Here is a 15,942-nt window from a genome sequence, read left to right on the forward strand (position 1 = left end):
CAAACAGCCGCCATCGATTTAAATGAGTGCGCAAGAAGACGCCCGGAGGGAAAAATGGACGCTGCAGTGAGCGAAAAAACGTCGCCTGTGATGGATGGCCTGATCGAGGCCATGAAAGAGGCGGTCATCAGCCTTGAAGCTTTTGGTGAAGATGCCAAGGCCTCGATGAAGCAGAGGCTGGCCCCCGGCGGCAAGCCCGACCGCAAGGCGCTCGACCTTCACCAGCATGCTGCGCACGGGCTCTCCTGGGTCATCACCTATGTCGAAACGCTGCGCGAGACCGCCCACTGGGCCGAGCGCATGCAGGCGGAAGGCAAGTTTGGCGAGATCGAGCAGCTGCTCTCGCAGATCCTCTTCGCGGAATATTGCGCCCAGCTTGTTGGCGGCATCCCGATGAACCAGGGCGAGATCATCCGGGCCGCCGATCTCGGCGTCACCAAGGATGGAATGGCGCGCCTGTTCGAGCCGGCCGTCCAGCGGTTCATGACCGAAGGCAAGACGACCGAAGCCATGGCGGCGGCCGCAAAGCACCTGCCGGATTCGCTTGGCCGGGCTACCGTCGAGGAGACCGGTCTCGACGAAACGCTGACCATGATCCGCGACCAGTTCCGCCGCTTCTCCGACGACCGGATCGTGCCGCATGCGCATGAGTGGCATCTGAAGAACGATTACATCCCGATGCCGGTCGTCAAGGAGATGGCCGAGCTTGGTGTCTTCGGCCTCACCATCCCGGAAGAATATGGTGGGCTTGGCCTTGGCAAGACGAGCATGTGCGTCGTCTCCGAGGAGCTGTCGCGCGGCTATATCGGCGTCGGCTCACTCGGCACGCGCTCGGAAATCGCCGCCGAGTTGCTGCTGACGGGCGGCACCGATGCCCAGAAGGAAAAATACCTTCCGGCCATCGCGTCCGGCGAAATCCTGCCCACGGCCGTCTTCACCGAACCGAATACCGGCTCCGACCTTGGCTCACTGCGTACGCGCGCGGTCAAGGATGGCGACACTTACAAGATCACCGGCAACAAGACCTGGATCACCCACCCGGTCCGCGCCGACCTGATGACCGTGCTCGCACGCACGGACCCGGCGACGAACAATTTCTCCGGCCTGTCCATGTTCCTCGCTGAAAAGCCGCGCGGCGACGATGCCACCCCCTTCCCGGCTGATGGCATGACCGGCGGCGAGATCGAGGTCATCGGCTATCGCGGCATGAAGGAATACGAGATCAGCTTCGATGGTTTCGAAGTGCCTGCCGCCAACCTGCTTGGCGAGGTTGAGGGCATGGGCTTCCGCCACCTGATGGCCACCTTCGAAGGCGCCCGCATCCAGACCGCGGCGCGCGCAATTGGTGTTGGACAGTGTGCGCTCGAACTCGGCCTTCGCTATGCGCTCGACCGCGAACAGTTTGGCCGGCCGATCTTCGAATTTCCGCGCGTCTCCAACAAGCTTGTGATGATGGCGGCCGAACTCGTCGGCTTGCGCCAGCTCACCTATTTCTCGGCGCGCCAGAAGGATTCCGGAAAGCGCTGCGACCTTGAGGCCGGCATGGCGAAACTGCTCGCCGCCCGTGTCTCCTGGGCCGCCGCCGACAACGCCCTGCAGATCCATGGCGGCAACGGCTTTGCCATGGAGTATCCGATCTCGCGCGTGCTCGCCGATGCCCGGATCATGAACATCTTCGAGGGCGCCGGCGAAGTGCAGGCCATGGTGATCGCAAGACGGCTGGTGGAGCAGGGAAACTAGGGCTGCGGGGGCCTCACCGCCCCAGCCCCTCAACCCTGACAGCCTGCGTGTGGCTCTCGCGGTCCCAGTGATAGGTGCCCGGCGTGGCATCGTCCTGTGAGGCCGAGATGAAGGTTACCGGGAACTGGCAGAGGGCGAAGAAGGCAGACAGGGTGCGGTGGGCGTATTCCGGGTCGCCATTGACCCCGCCGGCAGGAACAATCCGGTAGCCCACCAGGTACTGGCCGAGCGTGGCACGCCCGAACACCGGGTGCAGCCAGAAATAGCTGAAGACCAGCGCGAGCCCCGCGAGGATCGCGGCCACCACATGGATCATCGAGAGGAGCGGGTGCAGCACGAGGAAGAGCGCCACCATGTCGGCAAGGAAGGCTGCAAAGCGACGCCAGAGCCGCACCGGCTCGCCGGTTTCGACTAGGTCACCCTCCGGGACATAGCCGAACATGAAAGCCGCCAGCGCGAGGCCGGCAAACAGCCGCACGGTACCGGGCTCTACGGCGAGGCCGAGCATCGGGACACCAACCCAGAGCCCCATGATGACAAGAAAAACGGCCAGGACCATCCAGCGCTTCATGATGCCGCGTTTCTGCCTTGCTGGGTCTTAATGGGTCAATGCGGCCAAAGCGCAAATTTCGGTGAGCCGGCTGCGGCGCAGCGGGCCGGCTATGCCTGCCAATCGACAAATGCCCCGCGCCGGTCGTATACGGGCCGGGACTGACGAACGGAGCGAGCATGGACGAGGCGGACTGGAACTTTGCCGAGCAGCAGGCCGAGACCGTCTGGACCTGCGAACAGCTGCGCGACAAGCAGGGCGTCAAACCGCATAGCGACATCATGCTCGACCTGTTCTTCGCGCCCATTGAGGGCGAAGAGGCCCGCCGCGAGGCCTTCGAGAAGGCGCTGTCCAGCTTCGGCTATGAGATTGCCGAAGCAGACGAGCCAGGCCAGGTCGCCGCCAGCATCGGCCCGATCCCCTTCACGCCGCAGGATATCTGGCTGCATGAGGAGCGCACAACGAAGATGGCGCTTGCCCGCGGTTTCAAGCCGGATGGCTGGGGCTTTGCCGAGCCTGACTGAATTTGCCTGCCGGACACGCTCGCCTGCCCCGTCCGGCTTGACCTTTCGTGCGAAAAATCGCACCCCTCGCCGCCATCAAGGTGGCGTAGTTGAAATGGGAATGTTGCCATGCGCGTAGCAATGATCGGAACGGGCTATGTTGGCCTGGTGAGCGGGGCCTGTTTTGCCGATTTCGGTCATGTCGTGACCTGCGTCGACAAGGATGCCAGCAAGATCGAGCGCCTGAAAAAGGGCGAAATTCCGATCTATGAGCCGGGCCTCGACGACCTTGTCGCCCAGAATGTGAATGCCGGGCGCCTCAACTTCACGACCGAGGCGAAGGATGCGATCGCCGAAGCCGACGCCGTCTTCATCGCCGTCGGCACACCATCCCGTCGCGGCGACGGCCATGCCGACCTCTCCTATGTCTACGCCGCCGCCGAGGAAATCGCACAGCTGATGGACGGTTTCACGGTCGTGGTGACCAAGTCCACCGTGCCGGTCGGGACGGGGGACGAGGTCGAGGCGATCATCTCCAAAACCAAGCCGAATGCCGATTTCGCCGTGGTCTCCAATCCCGAATTCCTGCGCGAAGGCGCGGCCATCAAGGACTTCAAGATCCCGGACCGCGTGGTCGTCGGCACCGACAGCGAACGCGCCCGCGAGGTGATGCGCGAGCTCTATCGCCCGCTTTTCCTGAACGAGACCCCGATCCTGTTCACGAGCCGTCGCACGTCCGAGCTGATCAAGTATGCGGCCAACGCCTTCCTGGCGGTGAAGATCACCTTCATCAACGAGATGGCCGACCTCTGCGAAGCTGTTGGCGCAAATGTCCAGGAAGTCTCTCGCGGGATCGGTCTCGACGGGCGGATCGGCCGGAAATTCCTCAATGCCGGCCCGGGCTATGGCGGCTCCTGCTTCCCGAAGGATACGCTCGCGCTGACCCGCACGGCGAACGAGGCCGGCAGCCCTGTGCGCATCGTCGATACGGTGGTTGAGGTGAATGCCGCCCGCAAGAAAGCCATGGCCGCCAAGGTCATCAAGGCCATGGGCGGCGACGTCAAAGGCAAAACGATCGGCGTCCTTGGTCTCGCCTTCAAACCGAACACCGACGACATGCGTGATGCGCCCTCGCTCGACATTGTCCCGGCGCTGATCGAGGCTGGCGCGAAGGTCGTCGCTTACGACCCCGAAGGCATGCACGAGGCCCAGAAGCTGATGAGCGGGCTCGACTATGCCGAGGACGCCTATGGCGCCATCGAGGGCGCCGATGCCATGGTCATCATCACCGAATGGGACCAGTTCCGCGCACTCGACCTCGACCGCGTCAAGACGCTGCTCAAGAGCGATGTGGTTGTCGACCTGCGCAACATCTACGCGCCGGAAGACATGGCAAAACGTGGCTTCGAGTACACGTCCGTCGGTCGCCCCACCGTCGGTTAGGCTGGAAAGCCATATCGAAACGTAGGCAGGTTTTCTCCTTATCGGCGAAACGACGGACGGATTTTCGTCGATAAAGACTCGCGTTGACCGGTAATATGGTTAATAACTGCGCCCGGGCTTCAGAACTGGGGGCGCGGGGGCGTGGTTCTAGTCATCTTGATCATGATTGCCGTGCTTTGCGGGCGCGGGCTTACGCCGCCACGGAGCGGTTTGCCCGCACGCGTGCGGCGCCCGGAGTTTACGACGAATGCCTGAACCGCAGAACGAAGGTATGCCTCTGGCTTGACTTCGCACGCGCCCGGCCCGAATTCATTTTCATGAACGGGATGGCCGACGATATCGCCCACATCATCCAGCTGGCGGTTGCGCCAGTCTTCCTGATTGCGGGTATCGGCCATCTTCTTTCGGTCCTGACCAGCCGGCTCGGCCGGGTTGTGGACCGCACGCGAGCGCTGGAAATCGAGCTGTCCATCGAACAGCCTATGGAAACCCATCCGCGCTGGGCCAAGGAACTTGTCCTGCTTGACCGGCGCATGGCCTGGATCAACAGGGCGATTACCTTGTCGACGCTGGCCATGCTTCTGGTCTGTCTCGTCATTGTGACCCTGTTTACAGGCCAGCTCCTGGCGTTTGACCTGTCAGTTCTGATTTCCGTCCTGTTCATCCTGACCATGGGCGTGCTGATCGCGGCCCTGGGCAATTTTCTCTGGGAAATCCATGTCGCCGCGGAAATGCTGCAAGTCCGTACCGATCTTCTCGAGCGCATGCAGGTCAAACGCCGGCGGTTCTTCTAGACCTCTGGCCGGTGGCAAAGACCGGGGCCCGCCTCATTTGTCTCTGTAAAACTGACCAGACGGCCTGTAAGCCGGGTTCTGTTCCCCCATTTTTCAGGGTTCGGCAACCATTCCTCTGGGAGCCCTGTCGCCAGGACCCTCGCGCGACACACCCGGGGCGCAGGCTGGAAACGGCCCATGCGCGCCCCCTATTTGGTCTTGCTCCAGGCGGGGTTTACCATGCCAGGGACGTTGCCGCCCCCGCGGTGGGCTCTTACCCCACCCTTTCACCCTTACCCCGTCACACGGACGGGGCGGTCTGCTCTCTGTGGCACTTTCCCTCGGCTCGCGCCGGGCGGACATTATCCGCCGCCTTGTCTCCATGGAGCCCGGACTTTCCTCCAGCAGCAGGTTACCCCACTACCAGCGGCTGCCCGGCCGTCTGGTCAGGTGGGGGATATAGTCATTTTGCCGACCCGGCGCCAGTCCCGCCTGCGCCCTATTCCTGCGCCCGCACCAGCGGCATGACCCGTTCACGCAGGAGCGCGACAAGTTCGTCCTGCATGTATTTGTAGTCGTCCGGGATGCCGAGCACGCGAATGGTCTTGTGGGCGACCGCCTGCCGGAAGTCCGCCCTGATGCGGTTGGCATGTTTCTGCTCCATGGCGAGGATGATATCCGCCCAACGGATGTCATCCAGCGTGACCTGCCAGTCCGCATCGCGGGCCGTTCCCGCAGACCGCGTCTCTATGCCCTCAACCTCACTGAAAATGGCTTCGCCGGTCGGGCTGCGCAAGCGGTTGCGCGAGCAGATGAACAACAGGCGCAAGGGCTCGGCATCCGCCATGAGCATCTCCCATTCGCGATAGGGCCAGATCCTGCCGATCTGCAACGCCCGGCGCAGCTTGTTAGCCCGCCGGTAGATCAGCTTCCACTGTTTTTGTTCAAAGCCGCGACAGGTTGCCGGACCATGACGGTCGCCATGCTTGCGAGCAAGCGCGCGCCGCTCGGCACGCGAGATCGGGTGAGACATTGTGTTCCTCGTTTCTATTGCCGTTCGGGTCAGCAGCCGCGGCAATACGAGAACACGCTGGAGCCGCGATATATGACGGGGCACGGCAAGATGCAAGGAATTTGACCCCCCCCCTGTTTGAATGTCTGGCTATGGAGCGTGTGCTGCGCCATGCTGGCTCGGCGGCCGCCAAGCGCGGGGGAGTGAATGGAAACCTGGCTGAACAAGCTACCACTGCCGGCGGCGGTCAAGGACTGGGTCCTGCTGCCGCTCTGGCATGCGATCCTCCGCCTGTCGAAGCCGGAAGTCCGCATCGTGTCAGGCGGGATCAGCTTCTACGCCCTCTTCTCGGTCTTTCCCCTTATCTACCTCACCCTTGCCCTCCTGTTCTCGCTGCTGCCGCACGACCTTTCCGAGAGCCTGTCCTCGACCATCGACCAGGTGCTGATCTCCGCCGTCGCGCCCCTCAAGCAGGCGGACCTGACCGCCATCCGGGATGCAACGCCGCAAGGCCTGACCGTGCGCGCCTTCATCGCAATCCTGATCGTCTTCTACACGGCCAGTTCCGGCGCCAAGGCCGCCATTACAGGTATCCGCATGGTGGCCGGCAGCGAGAAGCGCTCGAACATCATCCGCTTCCAGGGCGTCTCACTGTTGATGACGACCCTGCTAATCTGTCTCGTCTGGCTGCTCGGCGCGCTGCAACTGCTGATGTCTTTCGTGACTGAAAGGCAGGGCATCGCCGCGTTCGAACTGGCGCAGCGGATCTCGGAACTCGCCTCGCAGCTCTGGATCGGTAAGTTCCTGGCCTGCTTCGCGATCTTCTACCTGATCATCTCTCTTTCCCTGCACGGGCGGATCAGCTCCGGCCGGGCCATGACAGCGGGCGCGGCGGCTGGCGCCCTTTCGTGGGCCATCGCAACCTGGGCCTATCACCTCTATCTCAGGGTCTCGGTGCTCGACACCTTCTACGGGGCCCTGGCCTCCGTCATCCTGGGTTTTATCTGGCTGCTCGTGTCGGTTTCGTCGCTACTGCTCGGGGCAGCGCTCACCGTCGAATGGGCGCGGCGAATTTCCGGTGAAGGCCTGGACCCGGACGAAGCCATCGCCTCCAGTGAGGACGATCAGCTCGCCAAGTAGAGGTCGGCCACGGCAAAAGCGATGGACCGGGTGTCGGCATCGACCAGCCCATCCACTCGCGCTGGCCGCCAGCGCCGCTGGAACGCCGTCACTGCCGCGCCAAGGTCAGTTGTATCGTATCCGATCGCTTGCAGGGCTGCGTCGATCGAAGGACGTTGGCTTGCTTCAAGGCTGAGCGGCCAAAGCCCGACGCCCTGGCCGGCAAGCCGTGCCCACGGGAAATGCTCACCCGGGTCCTGCTTGCGGGTTGGCGCGATGTCACTATGGCCGACAATCCGCGTCTGGGGGATGGACCACCGCGCGATGATGTCGCGGGACAGCGCGATCACCGCATCGATCTGATCGGCCGGATAGGGCGGCAGGCGGCCGTCCTCCAAGCGCCAGTCATGTCCGCCATTCACGATCTCGATCCCGATAGAGCGCGAATTGAGTTCTTCCTCGCCCTGCCATCGCGAGACGCCGGCATGCCAGGCGCGTTTGTCCTCGTCGACCAGCTGGACAATGTCCCCGCTCTCCCAGACCATGTAATGCGCCGAGACCGAAGCCTCCGGATCGCACATCCGCTCAAGCGCCGCCTCGCCAGTCTGCATGCCGGTATAATGCAGGACCAGCATGCTGACCGGGAAACGCCGGTCGTCAAAATTCGGGCTCGGCTGCTGGGCTATCTCGCTCATCTCGGGGATGAAATCCTTTCCGTGATCGACGCCTCGGGCAAGGCCTTGTTGCCGCGCACCGCAATGACAAAGACCCCGCCCAGCGAGATGGCCGCGCCGACGACCAGCTTCAGCGTCAGCGGCTCGTTCAGCAGCACGATGGACAGGATGACGCCCCAGATCGGCGTCATCAGGGTCAGCGGCGACAATAGTGAAATATCGTACTTCTTGATCAGCGTGTAGAAGGCACCGTGGCCAAACACGCTGACGCCCAATACCGCAAAGGCGGTCGCGATCCAGACGAGCCAGCCACCCGCAACATAAGAAGCGACCTGTCCCTGCTCGACGACAAGGGAGAACAGGATAAGCGGCGCGAAACTGAACATGCCAAGCCAGGCCTGCAGCTGCAGGGCGCTTATCGGGGCCATGCGTTTCATCAGGATGCCGCCAACCGAGCCGATGAAGGCCGAGGCGATGACATAGAGCAAGCCATAGCTGACGGAAAAGCTGCCTGGATCGAAGGCAATCAGCGTGACACCGGCAAAGGCAAGCATGATGCCCAGCCCTCGTCGCCAGCCCACTTTCTCACCCAGGAAGGCCATGCTCATCAAGGTCGAGAAGGGCACACCCAGCTGGCCGGTAACCGACACCGCGCTCGCTTCGGCATGCGCAAGCCCCATGAAGAGCAGCGTGAAATGCACTCCGCCCATGCACATGGATATCATGAACAGCATGCCCATCTGCTTTGGCAGCGGCAAAAGAAAGGGAATGAGCACCAGTGCGATTCCCGCAAAGCGCACGCCGGCAAAGAAAATGGGCGGCACGCCGGCATCGGCCACGACCCAGCGGGTCACGACGAGGTTCAGCCCCCAGACGAAGCAGACGGCGAATAGAAGGACGAAATCCCTGAATCCCATTTGCGCCCGTCTAGCAGCAAATGCGCACAAAAGTCAGGCACTATATTCCGGTCAGCTCGGCCGGGACTGCTCATATGGGCTGTCGAGCGAGAAGGTCGGGATACGGGCGGAGAATTCCTCACCGTTCTCGCTGACCATCGTATAGTTGCCGCCCATCATGCCGGACGGGGCCGCGAGCGGCGCGCCGGAGGAGTAGCGAAAGGATTCGCCAGGCTCGAGGCGCGGCTGCTGTCCGACGACGCCCTCGCCATCGACGATCTGACGGCGGCCCTGGCTGTCGACAATCTCCCAGTGGCGGGTCGTCAGCGTCCAGGTCTGTTCCGACCCGTTCTCGATCTCGACCGTATACTGCCAGACATACTGGCCGGAAGCCGGACGCGACTCGTCATGCAGGAAGCGCGGCTGGACGCGGATTTTCACGCCGCGGGTATCGGCTTCGTAGACCGGTGGCGGAGGACGTCCTGCCATGTTGTCTGGTACTCCCTTAAGGGCCTACATGGCATCAAGAGCCGCGAGGATGTCCGCCTCGAGGTCGCCGGCATCTTCAAGGCCCACCGAAATGCGAATCCAGCTTTCGTCGAGCCCCATGGAGGCCCGTTCCTCTTCGTTCAACGCGCGATGGGTTGTTGAAGCGGGATGGCAAGCCAGCGATTTCGTGTCACCTAAATTGTTTGAAATGTCCACAAGCTTCATGGCATTCAGCACACGGAATGCTTCGGGCCGGCCACCCTTCACCGAGAAGGCGACAAGTGTTCCGCCCTCGGACATTTGTTTGGCGTGAATCGTGTAGTGCGGGTGGTCCTTCCGTCCCGGATACCGAACAGCTTTTACATTGGCATGGCCCGCAATCGCATCGGCCAGACGGGCCGCATTCCGGCTAGCCTGGCGCACGCGCAAGTCCAGTGTTTCGAGGCCCTTGAGCACCACCCAGGCATTGAAAGGTGACGGGGCCGGACCGGTATGGCGGATCCACGGATCAATGTGTTCCTCGATCCAGTCCGACGGACCGCATATCGCCCCGGCGAGGACGCGCCCCTGCCCGTCCATATGCTTGGTTGCCGAGTAGACGGAGATGTCAGCGCCGAGCTCCAGCGGCTTCTGCAGGATCGGCGAGGCGAAGACATTGTCCACGACCAGCTTTGCTCCGGCCGCATGCGCAAGCTCAGCCACGGCCGCGATATCAACAGCCTCCAGAAGGGGATTGGACGGCGACTCGATCAGGACCAGCTTCGCCGGTTTCGACAGCGCCTTCTTCCAGGCATCAAGGTCTGAGCCTTGCACGAATTCAGTCTCCACACCATAGCGCGGCAGGATGGTCTGGCAGATGACACGGCAGGAGCCGAAAAGCGCGCTGGCGGCGACCACCCGGTCACCCTGCCCGACAGGTGCGATCATCGTTGTCGAGATCGCCCCCATGCCGGACGCGGTGACGCGGCAGGTCTCTGAGCCTTCGAGCATGGTCAGCCGGTCTTCCAGCATCCGCACAGTCGGATTGGCATAGCGCGAATAGACAAAGCCTTCCTCTTCGCCAGCCATACGGGCAGCCGCCTGTTCGGCGCTGTCATAGGCATAGCCGGAGGTCAGGAAGAGCGCTTCGGACGTCTCGCCAAACTGGGAGCGCATGGTGCCGCCGCGCACGAGTTTGGTCGCCGGCTTCCAGTCTTTTCCATCGCGCGTGGACATGGCGATCGGTCCTTCCATTAAAGAGCGCTCCGCTCTAAGCCTTTTTCCTGAAAGGGATCAAGGGATGGCTGAAGCGACGCCGGGCGTTCTGCCCGATACCGACATCGCAGCCCTGTTCGACACAGGGGCAATTCGCTCGACGGATACGCTGGACCATGACCAGATCCAGCCGGCCAGCCTCGACCTGCGCCTCGGGCCCGATGCCTACCGGATCCGCGCCTCCTTCCTGCCAGGGCCGAACCGCTCGGTCGCCGATGTGCTGCAGGAGCCCGGCATCGAACTTCACCGGATCGACCTGACCGTGCAGGGCGCTGTGCTGGAGACCGGCTGCGTCTATCTCGTCCCGCTAATGGAATCGCTGCGCCTGCCACCGGGCATTTCAGGGCGCGCCAATCCGAAAAGCTCGACCGGGCGGATCGACGTGTTCACCCGCCTCGTCACCAATCGCGGAAAAACCTTCGACGATATCGCGACCGGCTATTCCGGGCCGCTCTGGCTGGAAATCAGCCCGCGCACCTTCTCCATCTTTGTGCGGCCGGGTGACCGGCTCGCCCAGCTGCGCCTGCGCCGCGGCAAACCGCAGAACACCTCCGAGAAGACCGTCTCTATCGACATGCAGACGGGCGATGGCCCGGTCGGCTGGCGCGCCAAGCGGCACGCGCCGCTGATCGACCTGCGAGGGATCGGCAGGCATGAAGTCGCTGACTTCTGGGAGCCGCTCTTCCCGCACAAGGGCCGTCTCGTCCTCAATCCTGACGACTTCTATATCCTGGCCTCGCGCGAGAGCGTGAAAGTCGCAGGCACCAAGGCTGCGGAGATGGCGCCGATTGCACCAGAGCTGGGCGAATTTCGCGCTCATTATGCCGGCTTCTTCGATCCCGGATTCGGTACGAACAAGGGCGGCTCGCGTGCCGTCCTGGAAGTTCGCTCGCGCGATGTGCCCTTCATCCTCGAGCACGGCCAGCCTGTCGCCAAGCTGGTCTATGAAGACATGGCGGCAAAGCCCGGCGCCCTCTATGGCAGCGGTACCAGCAATTATCAGGGCCAGGGCCTGAAACTGTCGAAGCACTTCCAGGCGCCGAAGGCCTGAGGCTGGACAGCGCGCAACAAGTGCGCTCGACTGTTCCCCTGATCGAGACCCAAAGGACCGCGACATGAAACATGCCCTCTTCCTCTCCGCCGGCTTTCTGGCGCTTGCAGCCTGCAACGGTTCCGGCGAGGACGCTGGCGCCAGCCAGGCCGACAGCCTCAAGGCAGACTGCATCGTCATCGCAAATGACCCTGAAGGGGTCGAAGAAATCGCGAGCATGGGCACGGATGCTGAAGGCTTCTGCTCCTGCGTCGTGGCTGTCGTGGCCGCCATGCCCGAGGATGATGGTGCAAGCGTGAAGTCGATCATGAGCGAGGTCGCCGATGGCATGCAGGAAACAGGGCGCGGGACCGAGGATGTCGTCGGCGGGATGATTTCCGATGCCATGGCGAATCCGGATGACATGGATGCGCAGGCCACCCAGACCGGCGTCCGTCTGGTCGGCGGCATGTTCGACGACATTGCCGATGGCTTCGAGGAAACCGGCAGCTGCCCGGCAAGCTGACGGCGATTGACTTCCGCATGGTGAGGCGTGCTCTCTGACGTCAAACTGCCCGCGTAAAGACGGGTCATCAGGAGGACACGCCATGAGCCATGATCTTATTATCCGCAACGGCTTCGTTGCCGACGGCACAGGCGAACCCGGTCGCGAGGCCGACATTGCCATAGACAATGGCCGCATCGCCCATGTCGGCAAGGTGCCAGGCAAAGGCCTGCAGGAGATCGATGCCAAGGGCCAGCTCGTCACGCCCGGCTTCGTCGACGTGCACACCCATTATGACGGCCAGGTTACCTGGGGCGATACGCTGACACCCTCTTCCATCCACGGCGTGACGACCGCCGTGATGGGCAATTGCGGGGTCGGTTTCGCCCCCTGCAAGCCCGAAGACCATGACCGGCTCATCCGACTGATGGAGGGCGTCGAGGACATTCCCTTCCCTGTCCTTTTCACCGGCCTTCTCTGGGACTGGGAGAGCTTCCCTGACTATCTGAACAGTCTTTCCGCCAAATCCTTCGACATCGACTTCGCAGCCCAGCTGCCGCATGCCGCGCTGCGCGTCTTCGTCATGGGCGAACGCGGCGCCAATCGCGAGGAAGCCACCGAGACGGAAATCGCGCAGATGGCCAAGCTCGCGAAAGAAGCCGTCGAAGCCGGCGCACTCGGCTTCTCGACCTCCCGCACGCTCAACCACCGTACCTCCGACGGCCAGCCAACTCCGACCCTGACCGCCTCCGAAGCCGAACTCACCGGAATCGCCATGGCGCTCAAAGAGGCCGGCAAGGGCGTGCTCCAGTTTGTGTCCGACTTCGACGATCCAAAAAAGGAAGCGGCCATGCTGCGCCGGATTGTCGAGGCCTCCGGCCGGCCGCTTTCGGTCTCGCTCGCCCAATCGGATCGTGCGCCCGAAGGGTGGCGGGTCCTGCTGGCCTCAATCGAGCAGGCCGTCGAAGAGGGACTGCCGATGCGCGCCCAGGTCTGCGGGCGGCCAGTGGGCGTGCTGCTCGGCCTCGAGCTCACCATGAACCCGTTCACGGCCCATCCGGTTTTCCAGGAAATCAGGGACAAGCCGCTCGCCGAGAAGGTCGCCGCGCTGCGCGATCCGGATTTTCGCGCCCGCCTGCTCGCGAGCCGGCCGGATCCCGACAATCCTTTCGTCAAAAGCCTGCTGCGCCAGTTCGGCAAACTCTTCACGCTGGACGCCGTCCCGGACTATGAGCCAACCGCCGACCGCACGGTCGAGGCAATCGCGAAAGCGCGCGGCGTCTCGAACGAAGAGGCCGCGCTCGACATACTGCTCGAGGATGACGGCCACGGTATGCTGTACCTGCCTTTCCTCAACTACGCTCAAGGGTCGCTCGATCCATCATATGAAATGCTGAAAAGCTCGGCGACCATTCCCGGCCTTTCGGATGGCGGCGCGCATGTCGGCATGATCTGCGACGGTTCCTTCCCGACAAGCATGCTGACCCACTGGACACGTGATCGTAGACGCGGTGATCGCTTCCCGGTCGAGTGGATCGTCAAGCGCCAGACAGCCGATACCGCCCACTGGGTCGGGCTCAACGACCGCGGTCTCATCGTCCCCGGATACCGGGCCGATCTCAATGTCATCGATTATGACCGGCTGACCCTGCACCGCCCGGAGATCCTCCGCGACCTTCCGGCTGGCGGGCGGCGGCTGATGCAGCGCGCCTCCGGCTATACGGCGACCATCGTCGCCGGTGAAATCATCTACCGCGACGGAGACCCGACCGGCGCCAAACCGGGCCGGCTTGTGCGCGGCGCGCAACACTCTCCGGAAATATCCCGGATTGCGGCCGAATAGGACAAATTTACTCGATCTCAGTAGGTTTGCACTAACATCCTGGCATCACATCTCGCCTGTCAGGCGAATCGTGAGGGGACGCCGCATGTCGCAACAGACACTGGAAGCAATGGCCGTCGTGGCGAGCGTTTTTGCTGCCATCTTCGCGTTTCGCGCGCTCTATGTCGTGGCGTTCTACAGGTCATGGACGCTCGCCGAACTGCTGGGCATGCAGGACGATGGCTGGGAAAGCGAACGAATGAAGAAGAACCGCCGGACGTTCTGGCGCTAGGCCTGCTCCCTGGCTGGCTTGATATCCTGCTCCTCGACATCCTGAAAGCGGTCTGCACCGGCAAGCTCCGGGAAGAGGCGCGTCCAGGCAAGTGCCGTGACGATCGCCATGCACCCGCCGAAGACGACTGCCCCCACCGGTCCGAGCAGGCGGGCGGCTACGCCGCTCTCGAATTCCCCCAGTTCATTCGACGCCGACACGAAGATGAAGGAGACCGATGTCACGCGGCCCTTCATCTCATCCGGTGTTGCCAACTGGATCAGCGAAGCGCGCACATAGACCGAGATCTCGTCAGCCGCCCCGGTCACGATCAGCGCCAGCATGGACAGCCAGAAGAATGGCGACAGGCCGAAGACGAGCGTTGCGACGCCATAGATCCCCACCGCCCACATCATCCATGGGCCGACCCGCTGCGACAGCGGCCTTGAGGCCAGGATGAAGGCAACGGTCGCGGCGCCGATCGCCGGCGAGGCGGCCAGCAGGCCGAGCCCTTCCTGGCCGACATGCAGGATGTCCCGTGCGAACACAGGCAGCAGCGCCTTCGCGCCGCCAAAGAAGACGACGACCAGGTCCAGCGAAATCGCGCCGAGCACGATCTTGTTGCGCCGGATATAACCAAGCCCCTCGAAAACCATCGACCAGCCACGCGCATTGGCGAGCTTCTTGTGCGCGGGCGTCTTTGCTGTCGAAATGGCGAGAATGGCGAAAGTGACCAGCACAATGGCCACGCAATACACCGTCGCTGCGCTGAAGAAGCCATAGATCAGGCCGCCCGCTGCCGGTCCGATGATCACAGCCGTCTGGAAGCCGAGCGAGTTCCAGGCAATCGCATTCGGCAGTTCCTGGCGCGGCACCAGTTGCGGGAAAAGGGAATTGGCGGCGGCCGGCGTGAACGCATTCACGCAGCCAAGCAGCGCCGCAACACAGAAGATGATCGGCAACGCACTCCCGGCCGGCAGGAAAACCGAAGCGAGGAGAGCAAAGGACAAGAGCAGCCTGATCACATTCGCGATGATCAGGATCATCTTGCGGTTCAGCCGGTCCGCCGCCTGCCCGCCCAGCAGGGAAAGCAAAAGGACGGGGACGAACTGGGTCAGCCCCACAAGGCCCAGGAGGAAGGCCGCTTCTTCGATGCTCCAGCCGAGCCCGCCCGTCTCTGCAGGGCGGCGCGCAAGGTCGTAGACCTGATAGCCGATCGTGATCGCTTCCATCTGACGAGCAGCCGCAATCGAAACCCGCATCGACCAGTAATGCAGGTAGGCACGGTGGCGAAACACCTGGAGTGACGGAGCAAGAGCCATGGGAGCGCTGTCCTAACGCTTCGTGAGAACGGCGCAACGGGAAAGACATGACAAGGACGCTTGACATGACAAGTGACCTTGTCTAAATGTCAAGGAAACTCGACAACTTGAAGGAAACTGAACATGGCCCAAGTCGGATTCAACGCCGCCAAGAAGCGGTATCACCGCATATTCTGGCCTGCCATGGCCGCTTACGTCGCAATCGTGCTCACCGGGGCGTGGATCGTCGACAAGGAAACCACGCCGAAATGGATTGCGGGCAGCATTGCGGTTGCAACGGCCATTCCAGTCTGCATCGCTCTGTGGGCGATTGTCCGCTGGATGAGCGAGACCGACGAGTACACCCGCATCAAGCACCTCAAAGGTTTTGCCCGCGGGGCCGCGTTGACCATTTCCGGCGTCTTCGTCATCGGCTTCATGCAATTGTTCGAGGTTATCGACGATTTCGAAGTCTTCTGGGTCGGCCCTGCCTTCTTCCTGGCTTATGGACTGGCAACCTGCCTGCCCGACCTCTTCGGCAAGACAGTGTGAGAGGCGTC

17 protein-coding genes and 1 other RNA gene are annotated in these 15,942 nt (G+C 62.7%); 10 read left to right on the top strand and 8 right to left on the bottom strand.

Annotated features, from left to right (window positions below; translation table 11 throughout):
* Positions 1 to 54: 54 nt before the first annotated feature.
* A complete protein-coding gene (locus tag D1227_RS00905) occupies positions 55 to 1,740 on the top strand; it encodes an acyl-CoA dehydrogenase family protein (protein ID WP_119403463.1) in 1,686 nt (561 codons plus the stop codon).
* A gap of 13 nt (positions 1,741 to 1,753) precedes the next feature.
* Here the strand turns inward: D1227_RS00905 and D1227_RS00910 are convergent, their stop codons facing one another.
* Positions 1,754 to 2,311 carry an RDD family protein gene (locus D1227_RS00910; protein ID WP_119403464.1) on the bottom strand — a complete coding sequence of 186 codons (558 nt, stop codon included), beginning with the start codon at positions 2,309 to 2,311 and terminating at the stop codon, positions 1,754 to 1,756.
* 158 nt (positions 2,312 to 2,469) lie between these two features.
* Between D1227_RS00910 and D1227_RS00915 the strand changes: the two genes are divergently transcribed.
* From D1227_RS00915 to D1227_RS00925, 3 genes are all read left to right on the top strand, one after another.
* The gene (locus D1227_RS00915; protein WP_119403465.1) at positions 2,470 to 2,814 is read left to right on the top strand and encodes a hypothetical protein; all 345 of its coding nucleotides are present in this window, start codon (positions 2,470 to 2,472) and stop codon (positions 2,812 to 2,814) included.
* A gap of 108 nt (positions 2,815 to 2,922) precedes the next feature.
* On the top strand, positions 2,923 to 4,236 hold the full coding sequence (locus D1227_RS00920) for a UDP-glucose dehydrogenase family protein (RefSeq protein WP_119403466.1): 1,314 nt from the start codon (positions 2,923 to 2,925) through the stop codon (positions 4,234 to 4,236).
* A 317-nt stretch (positions 4,237 to 4,553) separates the two neighbouring features.
* The gene (locus D1227_RS00925; protein ID WP_119403994.1) at positions 4,554 to 5,030 is read left to right on the top strand and encodes a DUF2721 domain-containing protein; all 477 of its coding nucleotides are present in this window, start codon (positions 4,554 to 4,556) and stop codon (positions 5,028 to 5,030) included.
* 51 nt (positions 5,031 to 5,081) lie between these two features.
* Here the strand turns inward: D1227_RS00925 and rnpB are convergent.
* An RNA gene (rnpB, locus tag D1227_RS00930) (RNase P RNA component class A) lies at positions 5,082 to 5,455 on the bottom strand.
* 53 nt (positions 5,456 to 5,508) lie between these two features.
* Positions 5,509 to 6,042: a low molecular weight protein tyrosine phosphatase family protein gene (locus D1227_RS00935; protein ID WP_233349508.1), complete on the bottom strand. Its 534-nt coding sequence runs from the start codon at positions 6,040 to 6,042 to the stop codon at positions 5,509 to 5,511.
* Positions 6,043 to 6,228: 186 nt separating this feature from the next.
* Between D1227_RS00935 and D1227_RS00940 the strand changes: the two genes are divergently transcribed.
* On the top strand, positions 6,229 to 7,161 hold the full coding sequence (locus D1227_RS00940) for a YhjD/YihY/BrkB family envelope integrity protein (protein ID WP_119403467.1): 933 nt from the start codon (positions 6,229 to 6,231) through the stop codon (positions 7,159 to 7,161).
* Here D1227_RS00940 and D1227_RS00945 read toward each other — a convergent pair.
* From D1227_RS00945 to metZ, 4 genes are read right to left on the bottom strand one after another with little or no spacing between them, the layout of a single operon-like run.
* On the bottom strand, positions 7,146 to 7,835 hold the full coding sequence (locus D1227_RS00945) for an N-acetylmuramoyl-L-alanine amidase (RefSeq protein WP_119403468.1): 690 nt from the start codon (positions 7,833 to 7,835) through the stop codon (positions 7,146 to 7,148). The two genes, D1227_RS00940 and D1227_RS00945, sit on opposite strands and share 16 nt — an antisense overlap.
* Entirely contained in the window at positions 7,832 to 8,731 is a 900-nt protein-coding gene (locus D1227_RS00950; protein ID WP_119403469.1) for a DMT family transporter, read from the bottom strand. The genes D1227_RS00945 and D1227_RS00950 overlap by 4 nt, the downstream gene beginning before the upstream one ends.
* A gap of 51 nt (positions 8,732 to 8,782) precedes the next feature.
* On the bottom strand, positions 8,783 to 9,199 hold the full coding sequence (gene apaG, locus D1227_RS00955) for a Co2+/Mg2+ efflux protein ApaG (protein ID WP_119403470.1): 417 nt from the start codon (positions 9,197 to 9,199) through the stop codon (positions 8,783 to 8,785).
* A gap of 24 nt (positions 9,200 to 9,223) precedes the next feature.
* Positions 9,224 to 10,432 (bottom strand): O-succinylhomoserine sulfhydrylase, encoded by a 1,209-nt coding sequence (gene metZ / locus D1227_RS00960; RefSeq protein WP_233349507.1) that lies wholly within the window; start codon positions 10,430 to 10,432, stop codon positions 9,224 to 9,226.
* Between the two features lie 46 nt (positions 10,433 to 10,478).
* Between metZ and D1227_RS00965 the strand changes: the two genes are divergently transcribed.
* The 4 genes from D1227_RS00965 (at position 10,479) to D1227_RS00980 (ending at position 14,102) form a co-directional block, all read left to right on the top strand.
* A complete protein-coding gene (locus tag D1227_RS00965) occupies positions 10,479 to 11,504 on the top strand; it encodes a 2'-deoxycytidine 5'-triphosphate deaminase (protein ID WP_119403471.1) in 1,026 nt (341 codons plus the stop codon).
* A 64-nt stretch (positions 11,505 to 11,568) separates the two neighbouring features.
* A complete protein-coding gene (locus tag D1227_RS00970; protein ID WP_119403472.1) occupies positions 11,569 to 12,009 on the top strand; it encodes a hypothetical protein in 441 nt (146 codons plus the stop codon).
* An 82-nt stretch (positions 12,010 to 12,091) separates the two neighbouring features.
* Positions 12,092 to 13,831: an N-acyl-D-amino-acid deacylase family protein gene (locus tag D1227_RS00975; protein WP_119403473.1), complete on the top strand. Its 1,740-nt coding sequence runs from the start codon at positions 12,092 to 12,094 to the stop codon at positions 13,829 to 13,831.
* An 85-nt stretch (positions 13,832 to 13,916) separates the two neighbouring features.
* Entirely contained in the window at positions 13,917 to 14,102 is a 186-nt protein-coding gene (locus D1227_RS00980; RefSeq protein WP_119403474.1) for a hypothetical protein, read from the top strand.
* Here the strand turns inward: D1227_RS00980 and D1227_RS00985 are convergent.
* Entirely contained in the window at positions 14,099 to 15,403 is a 1,305-nt protein-coding gene (locus D1227_RS00985) for an MFS transporter (protein ID WP_119375347.1), read from the bottom strand. The two genes, D1227_RS00980 and D1227_RS00985, sit on opposite strands and share 4 nt — an antisense overlap.
* Positions 15,404 to 15,526: 123 nt before the next feature.
* Between D1227_RS00985 and D1227_RS00990 the strand changes: the two genes are divergently transcribed.
* The gene (locus D1227_RS00990) at positions 15,527 to 15,934 is read left to right on the top strand and encodes a hypothetical protein (RefSeq protein ID WP_119375348.1); all 408 of its coding nucleotides are present in this window, start codon (positions 15,527 to 15,529) and stop codon (positions 15,932 to 15,934) included.
* The last annotated feature ends 8 nt before the right edge of the window (positions 15,935 to 15,942 follow it).

It is taken from the genome of Henriciella mobilis (assembly GCF_003576315.1).
GTDB lineage: Bacteria > Pseudomonadota > Alphaproteobacteria > Caulobacterales > Hyphomonadaceae > Henriciella > Henriciella mobilis.

Bases quoted from the DNA above. Each gene is read 5' to 3' on its own strand.
- D1227_RS00990 (WP_119375348.1), top strand. From the start codon at position 15,527: ATGGCCCAAGTCGGATTCAACGCCGCCAAGAAGCGGTATCACCGCATA.
- D1227_RS00910 (WP_119403464.1), bottom strand. From the start codon at position 2,311: ATGAAGCGCTGGATGGTCCTGGCCGTTTTTCTTGTCATCATGGGGCTC.
- D1227_RS00925 (WP_119403994.1), top strand. From the start codon at position 4,554: ATGAACGGGATGGCCGACGATATCGCCCACATCATCCAGCTGGCGGTT.
- D1227_RS00915 (WP_119403465.1), top strand. From the start codon at position 2,470: ATGGACGAGGCGGACTGGAACTTTGCCGAGCAGCAGGCCGAGACCGTC.
- D1227_RS00905 (WP_119403463.1), top strand. From the start codon at position 55: ATGGACGCTGCAGTGAGCGAAAAAACGTCGCCTGTGATGGATGGCCTG.
- metZ (WP_233349507.1), bottom strand. From the start codon at position 10,432: ATGGAAGGACCGATCGCCATGTCCACGCGCGATGGAAAAGACTGGAAG.
- D1227_RS00945 (WP_119403468.1), bottom strand. From the start codon at position 7,835: ATGAGCGAGATAGCCCAGCAGCCGAGCCCGAATTTTGACGACCGGCGT.
- D1227_RS00965 (WP_119403471.1), top strand. From the start codon at position 10,479: ATGGCTGAAGCGACGCCGGGCGTTCTGCCCGATACCGACATCGCAGCC.
- D1227_RS00985 (WP_119375347.1), bottom strand. From the start codon at position 15,403: ATGGCTCTTGCTCCGTCACTCCAGGTGTTTCGCCACCGTGCCTACCTG.
- D1227_RS00975 (WP_119403473.1), top strand. From the start codon at position 12,092: ATGAGCCATGATCTTATTATCCGCAACGGCTTCGTTGCCGACGGCACA.
- D1227_RS00935 (WP_233349508.1), bottom strand. From the start codon at position 6,042: ATGTCTCACCCGATCTCGCGTGCCGAGCGGCGCGCGCTTGCTCGCAAG.
- D1227_RS00970 (WP_119403472.1), top strand. From the start codon at position 11,569: ATGAAACATGCCCTCTTCCTCTCCGCCGGCTTTCTGGCGCTTGCAGCC.
- D1227_RS00950 (WP_119403469.1), bottom strand. From the start codon at position 8,731: ATGGGATTCAGGGATTTCGTCCTTCTATTCGCCGTCTGCTTCGTCTGG.
- apaG (WP_119403470.1), bottom strand. From the start codon at position 9,199: ATGGCAGGACGTCCTCCGCCACCGGTCTACGAAGCCGATACCCGCGGC.
- D1227_RS00940 (WP_119403467.1), top strand. From the start codon at position 6,229: ATGGAAACCTGGCTGAACAAGCTACCACTGCCGGCGGCGGTCAAGGAC.
- D1227_RS00980 (WP_119403474.1), top strand. From the start codon at position 13,917: ATGTCGCAACAGACACTGGAAGCAATGGCCGTCGTGGCGAGCGTTTTT.
- D1227_RS00920 (WP_119403466.1), top strand. From the start codon at position 2,923: ATGCGCGTAGCAATGATCGGAACGGGCTATGTTGGCCTGGTGAGCGGG.